12 protein-coding genes are annotated in these 17,185 nt (G+C 58.0%); 8 read left to right on the top strand and 4 right to left on the bottom strand.

The features are described from left to right. Positions 1-312: 312 nt before the first annotated feature. Entirely contained in the window at positions 313-1,665 is a 1,353-nt protein-coding gene (locus CRO62_RS17245) for a ubiquinone biosynthesis hydroxylase (protein WP_373694483.1), read from the bottom strand. Here CRO62_RS17245 and tesB point away from each other — a divergent pair. The 6 genes from tesB (at position 1,614) to CRO62_RS17275 (ending at position 9,130) form a co-directional block, all read left to right on the top strand. After that, on the top strand, positions 1,614-2,498 hold the full coding sequence (gene tesB, locus CRO62_RS17250; protein ID WP_065662955.1) for an acyl-CoA thioesterase II: 885 nt from the start codon (positions 1,614-1,616) through the stop codon (positions 2,496-2,498). The two genes, CRO62_RS17245 and tesB, sit on opposite strands and share 52 nt — an antisense overlap. A 211-nt stretch (positions 2,499-2,709) precedes the next feature. Beyond that, the gene (locus CRO62_RS17255) at positions 2,710-3,060 is read left to right on the top strand and encodes a P-II family nitrogen regulator (protein WP_019565993.1); all 351 of its coding nucleotides are present in this window, start codon (positions 2,710-2,712) and stop codon (positions 3,058-3,060) included. 28 nt (positions 3,061-3,088) lie between these two features. Further along, positions 3,089-4,438 (top strand): ammonium transporter, encoded by a 1,350-nt coding sequence (locus CRO62_RS17260; RefSeq protein WP_003516494.1) that lies wholly within the window; start codon positions 3,089-3,091, stop codon positions 4,436-4,438. 217 nt (positions 4,439-4,655) lie between these two features. Continuing rightward, a complete protein-coding gene (locus CRO62_RS17265; RefSeq protein ID WP_179784556.1) occupies positions 4,656-7,331 on the top strand; it encodes a DNA translocase FtsK in 2,676 nt (891 codons plus the stop codon). A gap of 155 nt (positions 7,332-7,486) precedes the next feature. Next, a complete protein-coding gene (locus CRO62_RS17270; RefSeq protein WP_013636963.1) occupies positions 7,487-8,161 on the top strand; it encodes an outer membrane lipoprotein carrier protein LolA in 675 nt (224 codons plus the stop codon). 165 nt (positions 8,162-8,326) lie between these two features. Further along, complete coding sequence (locus CRO62_RS17275) at positions 8,327-9,130, top strand: exodeoxyribonuclease III (protein WP_097100994.1); 804 nt, start codon at positions 8,327-8,329, stop codon at positions 9,128-9,130. A gap of 18 nt (positions 9,131-9,148) precedes the next feature. Here CRO62_RS17275 and CRO62_RS17280 read toward each other — a convergent pair whose 3' ends face one another. After that, positions 9,149-9,604 (bottom strand): cyclic nucleotide-binding domain-containing protein, encoded by a 456-nt coding sequence (locus tag CRO62_RS17280; RefSeq protein WP_097100995.1) that lies wholly within the window; start codon positions 9,602-9,604, stop codon positions 9,149-9,151. A gap of 117 nt (positions 9,605-9,721) precedes the next feature. Then, a complete protein-coding gene (locus tag CRO62_RS17285) occupies positions 9,722-10,405 on the bottom strand; it encodes a response regulator transcription factor (protein ID WP_003492637.1) in 684 nt (227 codons plus the stop codon). A gap of 286 nt (positions 10,406-10,691) precedes the next feature. On the opposite strand from CRO62_RS17285, the gene CRO62_RS17290 reads away from it, so the two are divergent. Beyond that, a complete protein-coding gene (locus CRO62_RS17290; RefSeq protein WP_041694570.1) occupies positions 10,692-11,195 on the top strand; it encodes a L,D-transpeptidase family protein in 504 nt (167 codons plus the stop codon). 62 nt (positions 11,196-11,257) lie between these two features. Here the strand turns inward: CRO62_RS17290 and CRO62_RS17295 are convergent, their stop codons facing one another. Further along, positions 11,258-11,827, bottom strand: coding sequence for a CarD family transcriptional regulator (locus CRO62_RS17295; protein ID WP_003492641.1), 570 nt, complete (start codon positions 11,825-11,827; stop codon positions 11,258-11,260). A 541-nt stretch (positions 11,828-12,368) separates the two neighbouring features. Between CRO62_RS17295 and CRO62_RS17300 the strand changes: the two genes are divergently transcribed. Then, positions 12,369-17,129: an NAD-glutamate dehydrogenase gene (locus tag CRO62_RS17300; RefSeq protein WP_097100996.1), complete on the top strand. Its 4,761-nt coding sequence runs from the start codon at positions 12,369-12,371 to the stop codon at positions 17,127-17,129. Positions 17,130-17,185: the final 56 nt, after the last annotated feature.

A 17,185-nucleotide genomic window follows, 5' to 3' on the forward strand; every position in this document is an offset into this window, starting at 1 on the left:
CTTCCCCGGCGGAATTTTCCGTTTTGATTCAGATAGTTGAAATATTAAAAAGAATCCGGCGAAACCGGAATCGATTCGGACACGGAACAGTCTGCGAACGAATCGAATACGAATCGCTGACTCCACCGGATTCAGCTTTTGTTCTCCGCAACATCTGGTTGGCAGATGCCTGCCCTATACCAGATTGTGAATCCGGGTAAGTCCTTGTCCGGATTCAGCTTTGCGGCACCGGCTTCCGGCGGAAAATACCGGAATCGACTGTCAAGCGGCAATCGCTGGAAAGCCGCTCCGGCACAGGCACGAACGGCAATATCAGAGTGCCTCGCCGGCAAGCAGGCGCGGCGCGCCCGCATCTGTCGTGCCGGCAGCCTGACCGATGAAATAGGATTTCAGACCCGGCAAACGATCGACCACACCCAGACCGAAATCACGCATGACGCGAATGGGACCGACATCATTGGAGAAAAGCCGGTTAAGCACATCCGTCGTCACACCCATCCGCAACGTGTCGAAACGCCGCCAGGACTGGTAACGGTCGAGAACGTTGAGAGAGCCAATATCAAGGCCGAGACGGTCGGCCTCGACCACGGTTTCGGCCAGTGCCGCAACATCCTTGAAGCCGAGATTGAGGCCCTGACCGGAAATCGGGTGAATTCCATGCGCCGCATCGCCGGCAAGTGCAAAACGTGGCGCGACGAAGGAACGCGCCAGCGTCAAGCCCAGCGGAAAGGCGCGACGGGGACCGATGGGACGGACCGGACCGAGCTTGTGGCCGAACCGGCGTTCAAGTTCCTCCTCGAACACCAGATCGTCGACAGCAACCAGCCTGTCGGCATCGGCCGTACGTTCGGTCCAGACAAGCGAGGAGCGGTTCCCTTTCAAGGGAAGCACGGCGAAAGGCCCCGACGGCAGGAAATGTTCCTCCGCGCACCCCTCATGCGGCCGCTCGTGTTCAACGGTGGTGACGATCCCGGACTGGTCGTAATTCCAGTGCACGGTTTTTATTCCTGCCATATCCCGCAAAGCAGAGCGAACCCCATCGCAGGCTATGAGCAGTCGCGCCTCAAGCGACGAGCCGTCGGAAAGTGAAATAGCCGTCGATTGCGGGCCGGCGGAAAAGCCGGAAACACTGAGACCATGGCGGATCTCGATGCCGAGGCGCTCACACAGGCCTCGCAGCGCACCCACCATCGCGACATTCGGCACCATATGAGCGAAGGGCCTGCCCTCCTCCACCGCGCCGTCGAATGTCAAAAACACCGGGCGAACCGGATCGGCGGTCTTCGAATCGGTGACGATCATCTTGTGGATCGGCTGGGCCTCCGGCTCGATCTCGTTCCATATGCCGAAAACGTCGAGCATGCGTGTGGCCGCCGCGATAATGGCGGAAGCGCGGACGTCCTTCTTCCAAACATCCTCGGGAGCGGCTTCAACCACCTGCACATTAAGATGTCCGGCTGCCTGCTTAATTGCGACAGCAACGGAAAGGCCGACATAACCGCCGCCTGCCACCACCACGTCCAGCATCGCGCTTCTCCTCAAATCTTGTGCACGCATCATCGGCGCACTATAGACCATGTGACGTCTTCCTACAGCCGGAGCAGGCCGAAAAAATGTCGCATCCCTCGCAAACGTCAGATCCGATGGCCAATCTGATCTCCACACTCGATCTCGAGAAGCTGGAAGAAAACCTGTTTCGGGGTGAAAGCCCGCAAATTGGCTGGCAGCGCGTTTTCGGCGGCCAGGTCATCGCGCAGGCATTGATCGCAGCTCAACGAACCGTGGATGATGATCGTTTCGTTCATTCGCTGCATTCCTATTTCATGCGCCCCGGCGACCCGCTGGTGCCCATCCTCTACCAGGTGGAGCGCATTCGCGACGGTGCGAGCTTCTGCACCCGGCGCGTGGTCGCCATCCAGCATGGCAAGGCGATCTTTTCCATGTCGGCGTCGTTCCAGATCGTCGAGGACGGCTTCGATCATCAGATAAGAATGCCGGATGTGACGCCGCCCGAAAAGCTGATGAGTGAAGATGAGATGCAAGCGGCCTTCCTCGCCAACGCACCCGCTTCGATCCGCAAATACTGGAGCAACAAGCGCCCGATCGAGATCAGGCCGGTTTCGCTGACCCACTATATTTCGAAAGAAAAGCTGGAACCGCAGCAGGATATCTGGGTTCGCGCTGTCGGTGATGTGCCGGACGATCCACGTTTCCAGTCGGCCATTCTCGCTTATCTCTCGGATATGACATTGCTCGATACGTCGCTCTATGCCCACGGAACGACGATCTTCGATCCGGCCATTCAGGTGGCGAGCCTCGATCACGCCATGTGGTTCCACCGTCCCTGCCGGCTGGACGACTGGCTGCTCTACACGCAGGACAGCCCCAGCGCCTCGGGAGCACGCGGTTTGACCCGTGGCAATATTTTCACCAGACAGGGTGAACTGATCGCCTCCGTCGCACAGGAAGGTTTGATCCGCAAAAGGGCAAATGCTTAAATAATGCGCTTTTTTAAAAAATCGCACATTTAATAGACGAAAATTGCGCCACCCAATGCCCGTTTTTCAGACGCCTGTCATATAATTTTTATATTTCAATAACTTAGAAGCCACATCAAAACTGGCACGCCCCTTGAATGTATGTCCGTAGTCGCTGTTACTGATCTGCCAGCGCGAGGAGAGTCGGCTCCGTGCCGAGGACAAACAAAGGATGGGAAACCAGATGAAAATTGTGATGGCCATTATCAAGCCGTTCAAGCTGGATGAAGTGCGCGAAGCGCTCACCGGCGTCGGCATCCAAGGCCTGACCGTGACCGAGGTAAAGGGTTACGGACGCCAGAAGGGACATACCGAGATTTATCGCGGCACGGAATATGCGGTGAGCTTTCTTCCCAAACTGAAGATCGAGATCGCGGTTGCATCAGACGTCGTCGACAAGGCTGTCGAGGCAATCGCATCGGCTGCAAAAACCGGGCAGATCGGTGACGGCAAGATCTTCGTCTACTCTATCGAACAGGCCGTGCGCATCCGTACCGGCGAAACCAACACAGAAGCGCTTTGAAGCACGGCTGACAGGGAGTTTTCTAGCTATGCAACTCAACAAGTTTTCAACGCTCGGCAAACTGGGCGCCGGTGTGGCGGCCCTGATGGCCCCGGCAATCGCCTTTGCGCAGGATGCCGCGCCGGCAGTAGCAGCGGCGGCCCCCGTTCCGGAAAAAGCCGACACCGCATTCATGTATGTCGCGACGATCCTCGTGCTTTTCATGATCATTCCGGGTCTGGCCCTGTTCTATGGCGGCCTCGTGCGCACCAAGAACATGCTCTCCGTTCTCATGCAGTGCACGGTCATCGGCGCGGTCATGATGCTCGTCTGGGTAATCTACGGTTACTCCTTCGCCTTCGGCGGCGGCACCGGCCCGTATTTCGGCGGTTTCGGCAAGCTGTTCCTGTCCGGCGTTTCGCTTGACAGCACCTCGGCAACCTTCTCCCAGGGCGTCGTGATCTATGAATACACCTTCATCGCCTTCCAGATGACCTTTGCGGCTATTACGCCTGCGCTGATCATCGGTGCATTTGCGGAACGCGTGAAGTTCTCGGCAGTCATCCTGTTCACCATCCTGTGGGCCACCTTCGTCTACTTCCCGATCGCTCACATGGTCTGGGACGCGAATGGCCTGATCTTCGGCATGGGCGCACTCGACTTCGCCGGCGGCACGGTCGTTCACATCAATGCCGGCATCGCTGGCTTGATCGGCGCGATCATGGTTGGCAAGCGTACCGGCTTCGGCAAGGACATGATGGCCCCGCACTCCATGACGCTGACGCTGGTTGGCGCAGCCATGCTGTGGTTCGGCTGGTTCGGCTTCAACGCCGGCTCCAACCTCGAAGCATCTGGCGGTGCGGTTCTTGCAACCATGAACACCTTCCTCGCCACTGCAGCAGCCATCGTTTCCTGGTCGCTGGTTGAAAGCTTCACCCGCGGCAAGGCTTCCATGCTGGGCGCAGCTTCGGGCATGATCGCCGGCCTCGTCGCCGTAACGCCTGCGGCCGGTTCCGTCGGACCCATGGGCGCTATCGTTCTCGGCCTCATCGTCTCGCCGATCTGCTACTTCTTCGTCTCGGTTGTGAAGAACAAGTTCGGCTACGACGACACAGCTGACGTCTTCGGTGTCCACGGCATCGGCGGCATCATCGGCGCCCTCGGCACCGGCATCTTCACGTCTCCGCTGCTTGGCGGCACGGGCAAGGCGGACTTCTCCATCTCCTCGCAGCTCTGGACGCAGTTCGTTGCCGTCGCCATCACCATCGTATGGTGCGCAGTCGTCTCGGCAATCCTCTACAAGATCGTCGACGTGATCGTTGGTCTGCGGGTTCCGGTTGAAGCGGAACGCGAAGGTCTCGACCTTGCGACCCACGGCGAAGCCGCCTACCACTCCTAATATCAGGGAAAAGGGGTTCTCCATCCCCTCTCCCAAAAGAAGGCCCGCTTCGGCGGGCCTTTTCTTTGCCGCAAATCCGGAAGCGGCTTTTAAAAAACCGCATGGTTAACACGACATTAACCAGCAAGCTGTTAGTTTTCCCTGTCAATCCTGGATCTGGTCAACTGCCGGATCTTGCCGAAACCACAAAAACTACGGGTTCAGGGACATGGGCAGAATGAATTCTCCGACATTCGACGGTCGTCACACGCGTTTCGTGCTGACGGCGTTTTTCGTGCGGCAGGTCATGGCTCTTGCCGGTTTTGCCTTGCTTGCCACGATTGCGCTGGGGATTACCGCACTTGCCACATGGAACGTGGCGGACCCGAGCCTGTCCTATGCGACGGGCAACCAGCCCACCAATCTTCTCGGCTACGGCGGCGCAATCTTCGCCGATATCGTGATGCAGTTCCTCGGCCTTTCCGCAATTATTGCGCTTTTGCCGGTGATTGCCTGGGCGATCGCCCTGATCGCCGGTCGTAAGTTCAATCGGATACCCGCCCGCCTCGTCGCCTGGATCGCCGGCGCCATCGTCTGCGCCGCCTCACTCGGCTGTTTTCCCGCGCCCGTGACATGGCCGCTGCCGAACGGCATCGGTGGCGTCATCGGCGATATGATCCTGCGCTTCCCAGCTCTCTTCATCGGCGCTTACCCCACCGGCACGATTGCGACGGTGCTGGGCGCGATATTCGCTGCTCCCGCCGCCTTGATGATGCTGTTTGCCGCCGGTCTCGTGGGACGCCCGGAAGATGACCTGGAACAGGAGGAACGCGCGCCGGTCGCAAACAAGGCCCGCGCCACCCGTCAGGTCGAGGAAGAAGACGATGAAGAGGGCGAAGGCTTCTTCGCCAATATTCTCGCCTTCGGCGCAATCGCACATTACTGGTACATCTCGCAGGCCCGCCTTCGCCGCCTGTTCGGCCTGAAGTCGAAATCCCTGCACGGCGAATTCGAACATCCATACGATTTCAACGAATATGAATTCGGCACGCTGAACGAACCCTCTCGCCTCAAGACGGCGATCAACCGCCTCGACCAGCGCGCGGAACCGTCGTTCGAAGAACGCGCCGCATCCCGCCGGCAGATGTCGCCTCCCTCCATCGCACCCGATCATGATGCGGACGGGGACGACGAACCGTCGTTAGACGCAGACGGTCGGCGATTGCCCAACGGTATTCTCTCGGACGACGACAGCCTGGACGAGAACGACCCGAAGTTCGTGGCAAGACAGGCACCCGGACGCGGCCAGCCCAGAATAACCGCCCCTTCCGCACGCCCGAAGCCCAGCGAGCGCGTGGCAAGGGAAGCGCAGACCTCCTTTATTGCCGCAGACGGTTTCCAGCTGCCCACCGTGCATCTTCTGGCGGAACCCAAGAACGTCGTTCGCGACCATACGCTGAACGAGGAAGTGCTGGAGCAGAATGCCCGCCTTCTGGAAGGGGTTCTCGAGGATTTCGGCGTCAAGGGTGAAATCATTCACGTCCGCCCCGGCCCGGTCGTCACGCTCTACGAACTGGAACCAGCACCCGGCATCAAATCTTCGCGCGTCATCGGCCTTGCCGATGACATCGCCCGCTCCATGAGCGCGATCGCCGCGCGCGTTGCCGTTGTGCCCGGCCGCAATGCCATTGGCATCGAGCTTCCGAACCAGACGCGTGAAACCGTGTTCCTGCGTGAACTGGTCGGCAGCCGCGACTTTGAAAACAGCAAGGCCAAGCTCGCCATGGCGCTCGGCAAGACCATCGGCGGCGAACCCGTCATTGCCGATCTTGCCAAGATGCCGCATCTTCTCGTTGCCGGTACCACGGGTTCGGGCAAGTCGGTCGCCATCAACACCATGATCCTGTCGCTGCTTTATCGCATGTCGCCGGAGCAATGCCGCCTGATCATGATCGACCCGAAAATGCTCGAACTATCGATCTATGACGGTATTCCGCATCTGCTCTCCCCCGTCGTTACCGATCCGAAAAAAGCCGTCGTGGCGCTGAAGTGGACGGTGCGCGAGATGGAGGAGCGCTACAAGAAGATGTCGAAGATCGGTGTGCGCAACATCGATGGCTTCAACAGCCGTGTGCAGCAGGCGATCGACAAGGGCGAAATCCTCACCCGCACGGTGCAGACCGGCTTCGACCGTCAGACCGGCGAGGCAATGTACGAAACGGAAGAATTCGACCTGAAGCCCCTGCCCTATATCGTCGTCATTATCGACGAAATGGCGGATCTTATGATGGTGGCAGGCAAGGACATCGAAGGTGCCGTACAGCGCCTCGCTCAGATGGCGCGTGCCGCCGGCATTCATGTCATCATGGCAACCCAGCGCCCGTCCGTCGACGTCATCACCGGCACCATCAAGGCGAACTTCCCGACCCGCATCTCGTTCCAGGTAACGTCGAAGATCGATAGCCGCACCATTCTGGGCGAACAGGGCGCCGAACAGCTGCTCGGCATGGGTGACATGCTCTATATGGCCGGTGGCGGCCGCATCCAGCGCGTGCACGGTCCCTTCGTCTCCGACAATGAAGTGGAAGAGATCGTCGCCTATCTCAAGACGCAAGGCACGCCGGAATATCTTGAAGCGATCACCGAGGAAGACGATGAGGAAGGCAATGGCGGCGGCCCGGCCGGCGCCGGCAATTTCTCCGATTCGGAAGACCCCTATGATCAGGCCGTGGCTGTCGTGCTGAGGGATGGCAAGGCCTCCACCTCCTACGTCCAGCGGCGTCTCGGCATCGGCTACAACCGCGCCGCCTCGCTAATCGAACGCATGGAGCAGGAAGGCATCATCGGCCCGGCCAATCATGCCGGAAAACGCGAAATACTCGTACCAACGGAAGCAGACATCATCGAGCGGTAATGCACGTCGCCCAAAAGGCTGTCGTGGTTTCGGGATAACGACATGCGTGAGGCGAAGACGGCAACCAAGCGGGGCGAAGAAGCGTTAATACACGCTTTCAACGTCATGAAGCCGCCGCCTTTATGCGGAAAATCGCTGCGATGAAGGAGAACAGAATGAACGACCTCACCACCGGCGAGATTGCCACCGCAAACACACCAGAGAACGGCGTGACGCGACGTGGCGTGCTGACGGCGTTTTCCATGGCTGCTGTCATGGCTGGCCTGTCGCCGCTCAACGCATTTGCCCAGGCTGCCGGTAACAGCGCGACCGCGCAGAAAATTGCCAATCACTTCTCGTCGGTCAAAACCATGATGGGAGAGTTTGTCCAGTTTGGCCCACGCGGTGAACAGACCGGCGGCAAATTTTACATCGAACGGCCCGGCAAGCTTCGCTTCAATTATGAGGACCCCTCGCCCATGCGGGTCATCTCCGACGGCAAGAATGTCGTCATCGGCAACATGAAGCTGAAGACATGGGATCTGTATCCACTGTCAAAGACCCCGCTCAGCCTGCTTTTGTCCGACAAGATCGATCTGAGCAACCAGAAGGTCCGGAACGTGAAGGAAGAGTCCGACCTGACCACCATCGTACTGGGTGACAAGAGCGTGTTCGGCGATTCCACCATTACCCTGATGTTTGACCCGAAAACCTTCGATCTGAGGCAATGGACGACGACCGATGCCCAGAACAAGGACACGACCGTCATGATCTTCAACGTGCAGACGGGCGTTAACCTCGACGAACGCGTTTTCAACATCAACTACGAAGAAGTCCGCAAACGCGGCTAAAGGCCGGGGCGGTCCATGGCGACAGTTCAAAAGGCGGCCGTGCGGTCGCCTTTTTTATTTTGCCGCTAAAATACATTCCCGTTTCCATTGCGATGTTATAAGCCTGCGCCCCGGAAACATGTCTCGAAACAATCGGCTTCGAGGCTATAGAAGCGGAGCACATGCATGTCGTTTTCGATAACCACCTGGAACATCAACTCGGTCAGGCTCAGAATGCCGATCGTGGAGCAGTTTCTGGTGCGTTACAAACCCGACATTCTCTGCCTGCAGGAAACGAAATGCCCGAATGGCGAGTTTCCGATGAAGCCGCTGAAGGCGCTCGGTTACGAACACGTCATCATCCATGGCCAGAAGGGCTATCACGGTGTGGCAATCGCTTCGAAAATTCCGCTGACAGAAGATCACCGTCAGGACTATTGCGGTATCGGCGATGCACGACACATTTCCGCGATTTTTCAGGTTGGGTCGCGCCGCATACGGCTGCATAATTTTTATGTTCCGGCTGGCGGTGACGAACCCGACCGGTCGATAAACCCGAAATTCGGCCACAAGCTGGATTTCATCGAAGAGATGAAGGCGCTTCGCGCCGACGGCGTGCCCGGCACCTCGTCCATTCTCGTGGGCGATCTCAACATCGCGCCGTTTGAAAATGACGTCTGGTCGCACAAGCAACTGCTGAAGATCGTCAGCCATACGCCGGTGGAAACCGACGGCATGCTCGATATCATGAAGAAGGGCAGCTGGCTCGACCTGATGCGGCTGAACGTGCCTGATAGTGAAAAGATTTATACCTGGTGGAGCTACCGCGCCAAGGATTGGGAAGCCGCAGACCGTGGCCGCCGTCTCGACCATATCTGGTCGTCTCAGGATCTCGGCCCCTCGCTTGAAAAGATCGATATCCTGCGCGAAGCACGCGGTTGGAACCGGCCATCCGACCACGTTCCAGTTACAGCCCATTTCCGTTTCTGAAGCGCTGGCTCTTTAAAATCAGGAGAAGCGGTTCTGCAAAAGGGCCGCGCCCGCCGCAAGTGCGGCGATATTATCGCGAATACGCGCCGACACGATATCGGCAACCTCGGGAAACTCCTCCACCAGCCGGTGAAAGAGAATGCGCGTTATCCGGATGACCTCGGAATCCTCCGCGGCAATGGCGGTGAATTTCCTCTCACAGAGCGTGAAAAGCGCCAGCTCCGAAAGCAGCGCCCCCTTGCCCGGTGTCGCCTGCAACGCTGGCTTGCCATCCCGCCCGGCCGTAAATAGCTCGAAATGGCCTGACGTCACAGCAAAGGCGCACTCGGCCGGGGAATGTTCCCTGAACAAAGTCTGACCCGCCGCCACGCGGCGGCGTTCCGCGCCGAAGGCGATCAGCCGCAACTGATCGTCGCTGAAGCCGGCAAACAACGGCACTTGCCCCAGAAGCATGATGTCATCCGTCAAGGCCATGTCGATTGCTACTCCAGAAAACCGCCTGCACCACTATAGCGGTTTTCGGATATCGGCCTTCAAAATACAAGATGTTAGAATATTCTGCGTCCTTTCGAACGCAGAAAGGGCGTTCGTTCAGGGAACGATCTTGTATCCGCCGTTCTCGGTCACCAGAATTTCGGCATTGGAGGGGTCTCGCTCGATCTTCTGGCGCAGACGATACACATGCGTTTCGAGCGTATGCGTCGTCACTCCGGAATTATAACCCCAGACCTCTTCCAGCAAGACGTCGCGGGTAACGACGGCGCTCCCGGCGCGGTACAGATAACGGATGATCGCCGCTTCCTTTTCCGTCAGCCGGATTTTTTTGCCGTCTTCCGTCGTCAGCAGCTTCTGGCTGGGTTTGAACTGATAGGGGCCAACGGTGAAAACCGCATCCTCGCTCTGCTCGTATTGACGCAGCTGCGCCCGGATGCGGGCCAGAAGGACGGCGAAGCGGAATGGCTTCGTCACATAATCATTGGCGCCCGCTTCGAGACCGAGAATAGTGTCGGAATCGGTATCGTGCCCGGTCAGCATAATGATCGGCGCCTTGAAGCCACCCTTGCGCAGCAGCTTCACCGCCTCGCGGCCATCCATGTCAGGAAGGCCGACATCCATGATCAGAAGATCGACCTGGGCAGTCTTTGCGGTCTGCATCGCCTGCGCAGCGTTTGCGCCGCTCAGAAGCGAGAATTCCTCATAGGGAGATAGTTGCTCAGTCAGCGTCTCCCGAAGATCGTCGTCGTCGTCCACCAAAAGGATAGTGCGAGCCGTCATTCGGATTCTCAGCCTTTCTTACTTTAGCGCATCGGCCCAAAAATCACCGTCGATTTTCGGAAAGCGCAATGCGTAGTTTAAAAGAGTTAGAGCATCCCTTGTGCCTCTGAAATAAGGCACGGCGCTCTAATTGTCAGCCAATTCAGCGGTTTGCCGATAAAAGGTCAACCCATTGCCATGATATTACGAAGTGCTATGACTTCACGTTAGATAACCTGCAAAGCAAAATCTCGTGAAAAACATGAGCAGACAGCCCGTAAAGCAACATAAACGCGCATCGACGCTCATGGTTCGGCCAGCGCCTTTGAAAATAAGCCGGGCCATCGTTCAGCTTGGGCATCTCACCTTTCCCGCAGCGATCGGGCGCAATGGCCGTACCGTGCTCAAACGCGAGGGAGATGGAAAGTCACCCATTTCCGTCACGCGCCTGCTGCACGGATTTTATCGCGGCGACCGTAACCCCGCCATCGCCACGACATTGCCGATGCAACGGACGCAGCAATCCATGCTTTGGTGCGACGAGCCACGCAGCGCCAGTTACAACAGGTTGGTCAAGTCCCCTTTCGCACTGAGCCACGAGGAGATGATGCGAAAGGACGGCCTTTATGACGTTTGCCTCGTGCTCGATTGGAACATCACGTCGAGAAGTCGGAACCGCGGTTCGGCAATCTTCATGCACATGATCCGCCCGGGATATGAGCCGACCGCCGGCTGCGTCGCTCTCCATCCCCGCGACATGAGGCGCATTCTGCCCCATATGCGCAAGGGTACGAAAATTCGCATCCTGTAGATCAGGCACAAAAAAACCCGCCATTCTTGGCGGGTTTTTTTAAAAAAGGAGAAAGCCGGTGATTACGCGGCTTCTTCCTGAGAATCGTCCTCTTCGACGGCCTTGCCGCGCTTCGGACCCTTGGCAAGGTTGACTTCCACCAGGCGGACAGCCTCGGTTTCAGACATCTTGTTGACAGCAGCAATTTCGCGCGCCATGCGATCAAGAGCAGCTTCGTAAAGCTGACGCTCGGAATAGGACTGCTCCGGCTGATTTTCCGCACGGTAAAGATCGCGCACAACTTCCGCAATCGCGATAAGATCGCCGGAATTGATTTTCGCATCATATTCCTGGGCGCGGCGCGACCACATGGTACGCTTCACACGCGCCTTGCCCTGCACCACTTTCAGCGCCCGCTCGACAAAATCGCCTTCGGAAAGCTTGCGCATGCCGATGCTCACGGCTTTAGCGACGGGAACTTTAAGACGCATCTTGTCTTTTTCGAAATCGATGACAAAAAGCTCAAGCTTCATGCCGGCAACTTCTTGTTCCTCGATGGCAGAAATGGTACCGACACCATGAGCGGGATACACAATCGCTTCACCGGTTTTGAAACCGTGATGTGCTGGAGATTTCTTCTGCTGGGTCGTCATTCGTTCTAAAAACTCCCTGTTACATACCCGGCAACGCCGGGGTTGGGTCGGTCAGGCCCTGATGAGACGGGGGAACCGTCAGGTGACTCCGCACTGGTCCAGCCGTGCACGCAAAAACACACCTTCCCGCATTGCGGGCTTCGATAACGTAAACGCTCGATATGTCACGGAAACCGCGTGCAAAAGAGGTGTTGCTTTCGTGGTGTTTTTGGGCACACAAATGCCACGCTGTGGATCAGTATCGTTGGTGTACCACAAAAATAGGCACAAATCAATAATTTGCTTCGACCGTGGCCGCAACATCACATGGCGGCCAAAGAACCACCTATAAATGGGCTACCGGAATACTGTCAAATGCTTCGTAACCGGTCCCTACCGTATAAGAAGCAAAAAAATTTCACTTCCCGACTGAAGAAACACGAAAGCCTCTTAAACTCTTCGTAATTACACGCCAATATCCGATTCGAATGAAAAGGCAAAATCCGCAAATTGACGGTGCTTTTTTACGTTAAAGTGTGATTTTTGGAGGAATCCACATCAAATGGGCTACAGAAATAATCCAAAACGCGAAAAACAGATCGAAAAAGCACGACAGCAGGCAATTGCCGAAAACGCGCCATTTCTTGATCCGGGTATACTCTATGGAAGAGCAAGCGCCGACGACATAGAATATTATTCCGCCGAAATGCTGGCCGCAAGCGCGGCGCACAGTTTCGAGGCTCTTTCGCGCTGGACTGGAGACGCGCCCCATATCAGCATCGCCCAGGTGGAGGGCGTCACCCCGCGAGATATTCCGGTAACGGTTCTGACGATTATCGGCCGCAATATGCCCTTCCTCTACGATTCCGTCATGGGTGAGGTCACAAGCAGCTATCGCGGCCTCTATCTCGCGGTCCACCCCATTCTGGTGCCGGATGCAACGGCGCAGGCGGGTTATCGCCTTGCGGAGCCTGATGACGATCCCACCGGGAATATCAGCCTCATCCAGTTGCACATCGCCCCACTGACCCAGCAGGCCGCAACGGCGCTGGAAGAAAGATTGCGTTTCGTGCTGGCGCAGGTTCAGTCCGCCTACAGAGACTGGCGGCCCATGCTGTCGAAGCTCGACGAAGCCCTAGACGAATTGTCGAAACGCGGCTCCTCGCGGCGCAAGACCGAGCGCGCGGAAGCCGTCGAGTTTCTCAACTGGCTTCGCAACGACAATTTCACCTTCCTCGGCATGCGCGATTACACCTATTCCGGAACGGGAAAGAACGCGAAAATCGAACGCGGTGACGGAGTCGGCCTCGGCAGTTTGAGCGATCCGGATGTGCGCGTGCTGCGCCTTGGCAAGGACGCCGTGACGACGACGCCTGAAATCCTCGCCTTCCTCGACGGTCCGGATTTCCTCATCGTGACCAAGGCGAATGTGAAGTCCATCGTGCATCGCCGCGCTTACATGGATTATATCGGCATCAAGCGCTTCGACGAGGATGGCAATGTCATCGGTGAATTGCGCATCGTCGGCCTTTTCACCGCCACCGCCTATACGCGTTCGGTAAAGCACATCCCGCTGCTACGTGCCAAAATTGCGGATGTCGAGCGGCATTTCGGTTTTGATCCGAACAGCCACTCCGGCCGCATTCTGCAGAACACGCTGGAAGCCTATCCGCGCGACGATCTCTTCCAGATCGAAACGGATCTTCTGATCCGCTTTATCGAGCAGATCATGGAACTGAGCGACCGCCCACGCGTGCGCGTCCTCGCACGTATCGACCGTTTCGACCGCTTCGTCTCGGCCATCATCTTCGTGCCGCGCGAGGAATACAATTCCTATGTGCGCGAGAAGATCGGCGACTATCTGAGCAAGGTCTATGACGGGCATATTTCCGCCTATTACCCGGCCTTCCCCGAAGGCGCTGTCGCCCGCGTCCATTTCATCGTCGGCCGCACGGAAGGCAAGACGCCGCGTATCGCGCAGGACAGGCTGGAGGATGCCGTCAGCGATATCGCAGCACGCTGGATAGACCATTTCGTTGCCCTTTCCGAACCGGGTGCGCCGGTTCTGGAGGTGGATCAGGCCTATCAGGAAGCCTTCACGCCGGAAGAGGCGATTGGCGACATGGCGGATATTCTGGCCACCGTGAAGGGTGAGCCGGTCCGCATCGAATTTTACCAGCAGGAAGGCCAGTCAGCTGAAACGCTGTCGCTGAAGATCTTCCATCGGGACGGCCATCTGCCACTGTCGCGCCGTGTGCCGCTGCTCGAAAACCTCGGTTTCAACGTCATCAGTGAGCGCACCTTCGACATCGGTGTCATCTCGGATGGCGAAAAGCGCGACATCGTGCTGCATGATATGGAACTCGCTGTCGCCAAGGGCGTGACGCTGGATCTGCCGCAATACGGACAGAAACTCGAAGAAGCATTCCTTGCTGCCTTCTCGGGCAAGGTCGATAATGACAACTTCAACCGGCTGATCCTCGCCTGCGGCCTTACCGTGCGCGAAGTGTCCGTCCTGCGCGCTTATGCCCGTTATCTGCGCCAGACTGGAATCGTTTATTCCCAGGAGCATATTTCCGAAACGCTCTTTAAATATCCGGCCATTTCACGGAATATTTTCGCTCTGTTCAAGGCTGGCTTCGATCCGTCCATCGACGAGAAGAAGCGGCTGAAGAAACTGGCAGAAATGCACAAGACGATCGAAGCGGCATTGAGCGGTGTTCCCAATCTCGACGAAGACCGCACCTTGCGGCGTTATGTCAATGCCATCGACGCCACGCTTCGTACCAACTACTTCCAGAAAAACACCGATGGCACGCCGCGTGACCTGTTGGCGTTCAAGTTCGATCCCAAACATCTGGACGGCCTGCCCGATCCGCGTCCCTTCCGCGAAATCTTCGTCTACGGAACCGAAGTAGAAGGCGTGCATCTGCGCTTCGGCAAAGTGGCGCGCGGCGGTCTGCGCTGGTCGGATCGCGGCCAGGACTACCGCACGGAAGTGCTCGGTCTCGTCAAGGCGCAGCAGGTCAAGAACGCGGTGATCGTTCCCGTTGGCGCCAAGGGCGGCTTTTTCCCGAAGAACCTGCCTGTTGGCGGCTCCCGCGACGAGGTCTTCAATGCAGGCCGTGAAGCCTACAAGACCTATATCCGCACTCTTCTGTCCATCACCGACAATATCGTCGACGACGCCGTCTTACCGCCGGCCGATACGTTGCGGCTTGATGGTGACGATCCCTATTTCGTCGTCGCCGCCGATAAGGGGACCGCGACATTCTCCGATACGGCAAACGGCCTTGCCCACGACGCCGGCTTCTGGCTGGACGATGCCTTCGCATCGGGTGGTTCCGCCGGTTACGACCACAAGAAGATGGGCATCACCGCGCGCGGTGCGTGGGAAACGGTAAAGCGTCATTTCCGCGAAATGGACACTGACATCCAGACCACGCCCTTCACAGTGGCGGGTGTCGGCGACATGTCCGGCGACGTTTTCGGCAACGGCATGTTGCTGTCGGAAAAGATCAGGCTGATCGCAGCCTTCGATCACCGCGATATCTTCATCGATCCGGATCCCGATACCGACAAATCCTTCGCTGAGCGCAAGCGGCTTTTCGAATTGCCACGCTCAAGCTGGCAGGATTACGACCGTTCGACGCTCTCAAAAGGCGCAATGATCATCTCGCGTTCCGAAAAATCGGTGACGCTGACGCCGGAAGCCGTCGCTGCCATCGGCATCGACAAATCCGTTGCCACACCCTTCGAGATCATGACCGCCATTCTGAAGGCGCCAACCGATCTTCTGTGGTTCGGCGGCATCGGCACCTATATCAAGGCGGCGGTGGAAACCAACGCCGAGGTGGGTGACAGGGCGAATGACCCCATCCGCGTCAACGCCACGGAGCTGCGCGCCAAGGTCATCGGCGAAGGCGCCAATCTCGGCATCACCCAGAAGGGCCGCATCGCCTATGCGCTGGCGGGTGGACGTTGCAATTCCGACGCCATCGACAACTCGGCCGGCGTGAATTCCTCCGACGTCGAGGTCAATATCAAGATCGCCCTCGCCTCCGCGGTCAATAGCGGTCGCCTGACGATGCCGAAGCGCAACCAGCTTCTTGCCTCCATGACGCCGGAAGTGGCGCAGCTGGTGCTGCGCAACAACTACCTGCAATCGCTGGCAATCTCGCTGACGGAGCGGCTTGGGCTTGCAAACCGGGAAGAACTCGGCCGCCTGATGAGCGCGCTGGAGGCAACCGGGCAACTGAACCGCAAGGTCGAAACCTTGCCGAGCAATGCCGAGCTCAGCGAAAGATACGCCACCGGCAAGCCGCTGACCCGGCCGGAAATCGGCGTGCTGCTTTCCTACGCCAAGCTGACGCTGTTCGACGCTCTGGTGGCAAGCCCGCTGCCCGACGAACCCTATCTCCAGCATCTGCTCGCAGACTATTTCCCGGCCAAGATGCAGAAGAACTATGCAGACGATATCAAGGCGCATCGCCTGCACCGCGAAATCGTTGCGACAGCGCTCGCCAATGCCGTGGTAAACCGCGGCGGCCCTGGCTTCGTGCAGAAACTCGCCGATGCGAGCGGCCTCCTGTCGGCCGATGTCGTCAAGGCAGCGGTGATCGTGGAGGATGGTTTCGGCCTCAAACGTCTGTGGAGCGAGGTCGACGCGCTTGACGGAAAGGTCGGCGGAGAAGTCCAGAACGGACTTTATGCCACGATCACCCGCATCTACTCCGATGCAAGCAGGCTTTATCTGCAAACCGGGAGCGTGGGCGCTGGAACGAGCGACATGGCAACCGAAATCGAGCGCCTGAAAACCGCCATCAAGACGCTGTCACCGGCAGCGGCGAAATATCGCCGCGAGCTTGGCGTCACGGAAATTGACGGTGTTCCCTCTGGCCTTCTGGAGGAGCTGGATACGCTTTCCCTGCTGGTCTATGTGCCGGAGATCATGCGTATCGCCGAAAATGCGGGCACGACGCTTGCCCGCGCCGCCGAAAGCTACGCCACGGTCTCCTCGACCTTCCGTGTCGCGCGGCTGCTGGATGCCAGCCAGCGCATTACACCGGCCGATCATTACGAGAGCCTGGCCCTTCTGCGCAGCCAGGACCAGATCGCCTTGTCAAGACGCCGGATCGTCATCTCGGCCCTCACCGAGTATGCGAAGGAAAAGGACCCGGTTCAGGCCTGGTATGCGGCCGACCGCGTGCGCGTCAATCGCATCGTCTCGGAACTCGGTGCGCTCAGCGAAAGCGGCGATACCAACCTCGCCCGCCTGACAGTGGCGGCGGGGCTGCTTGGTGATATCGTTCTGACGCGCTGATCGACCATTCGAAAAACGCCATCCGGGTGACTGGCCCGGATGGCCTTAAATGAAGC

The sequence above is a fragment of the Rhizobium sp. AN6A genome, assembly GCF_900215635.1.
Lineage (GTDB): Bacteria > Pseudomonadota > Alphaproteobacteria > Rhizobiales > Rhizobiaceae > Agrobacterium > Agrobacterium tumefaciens.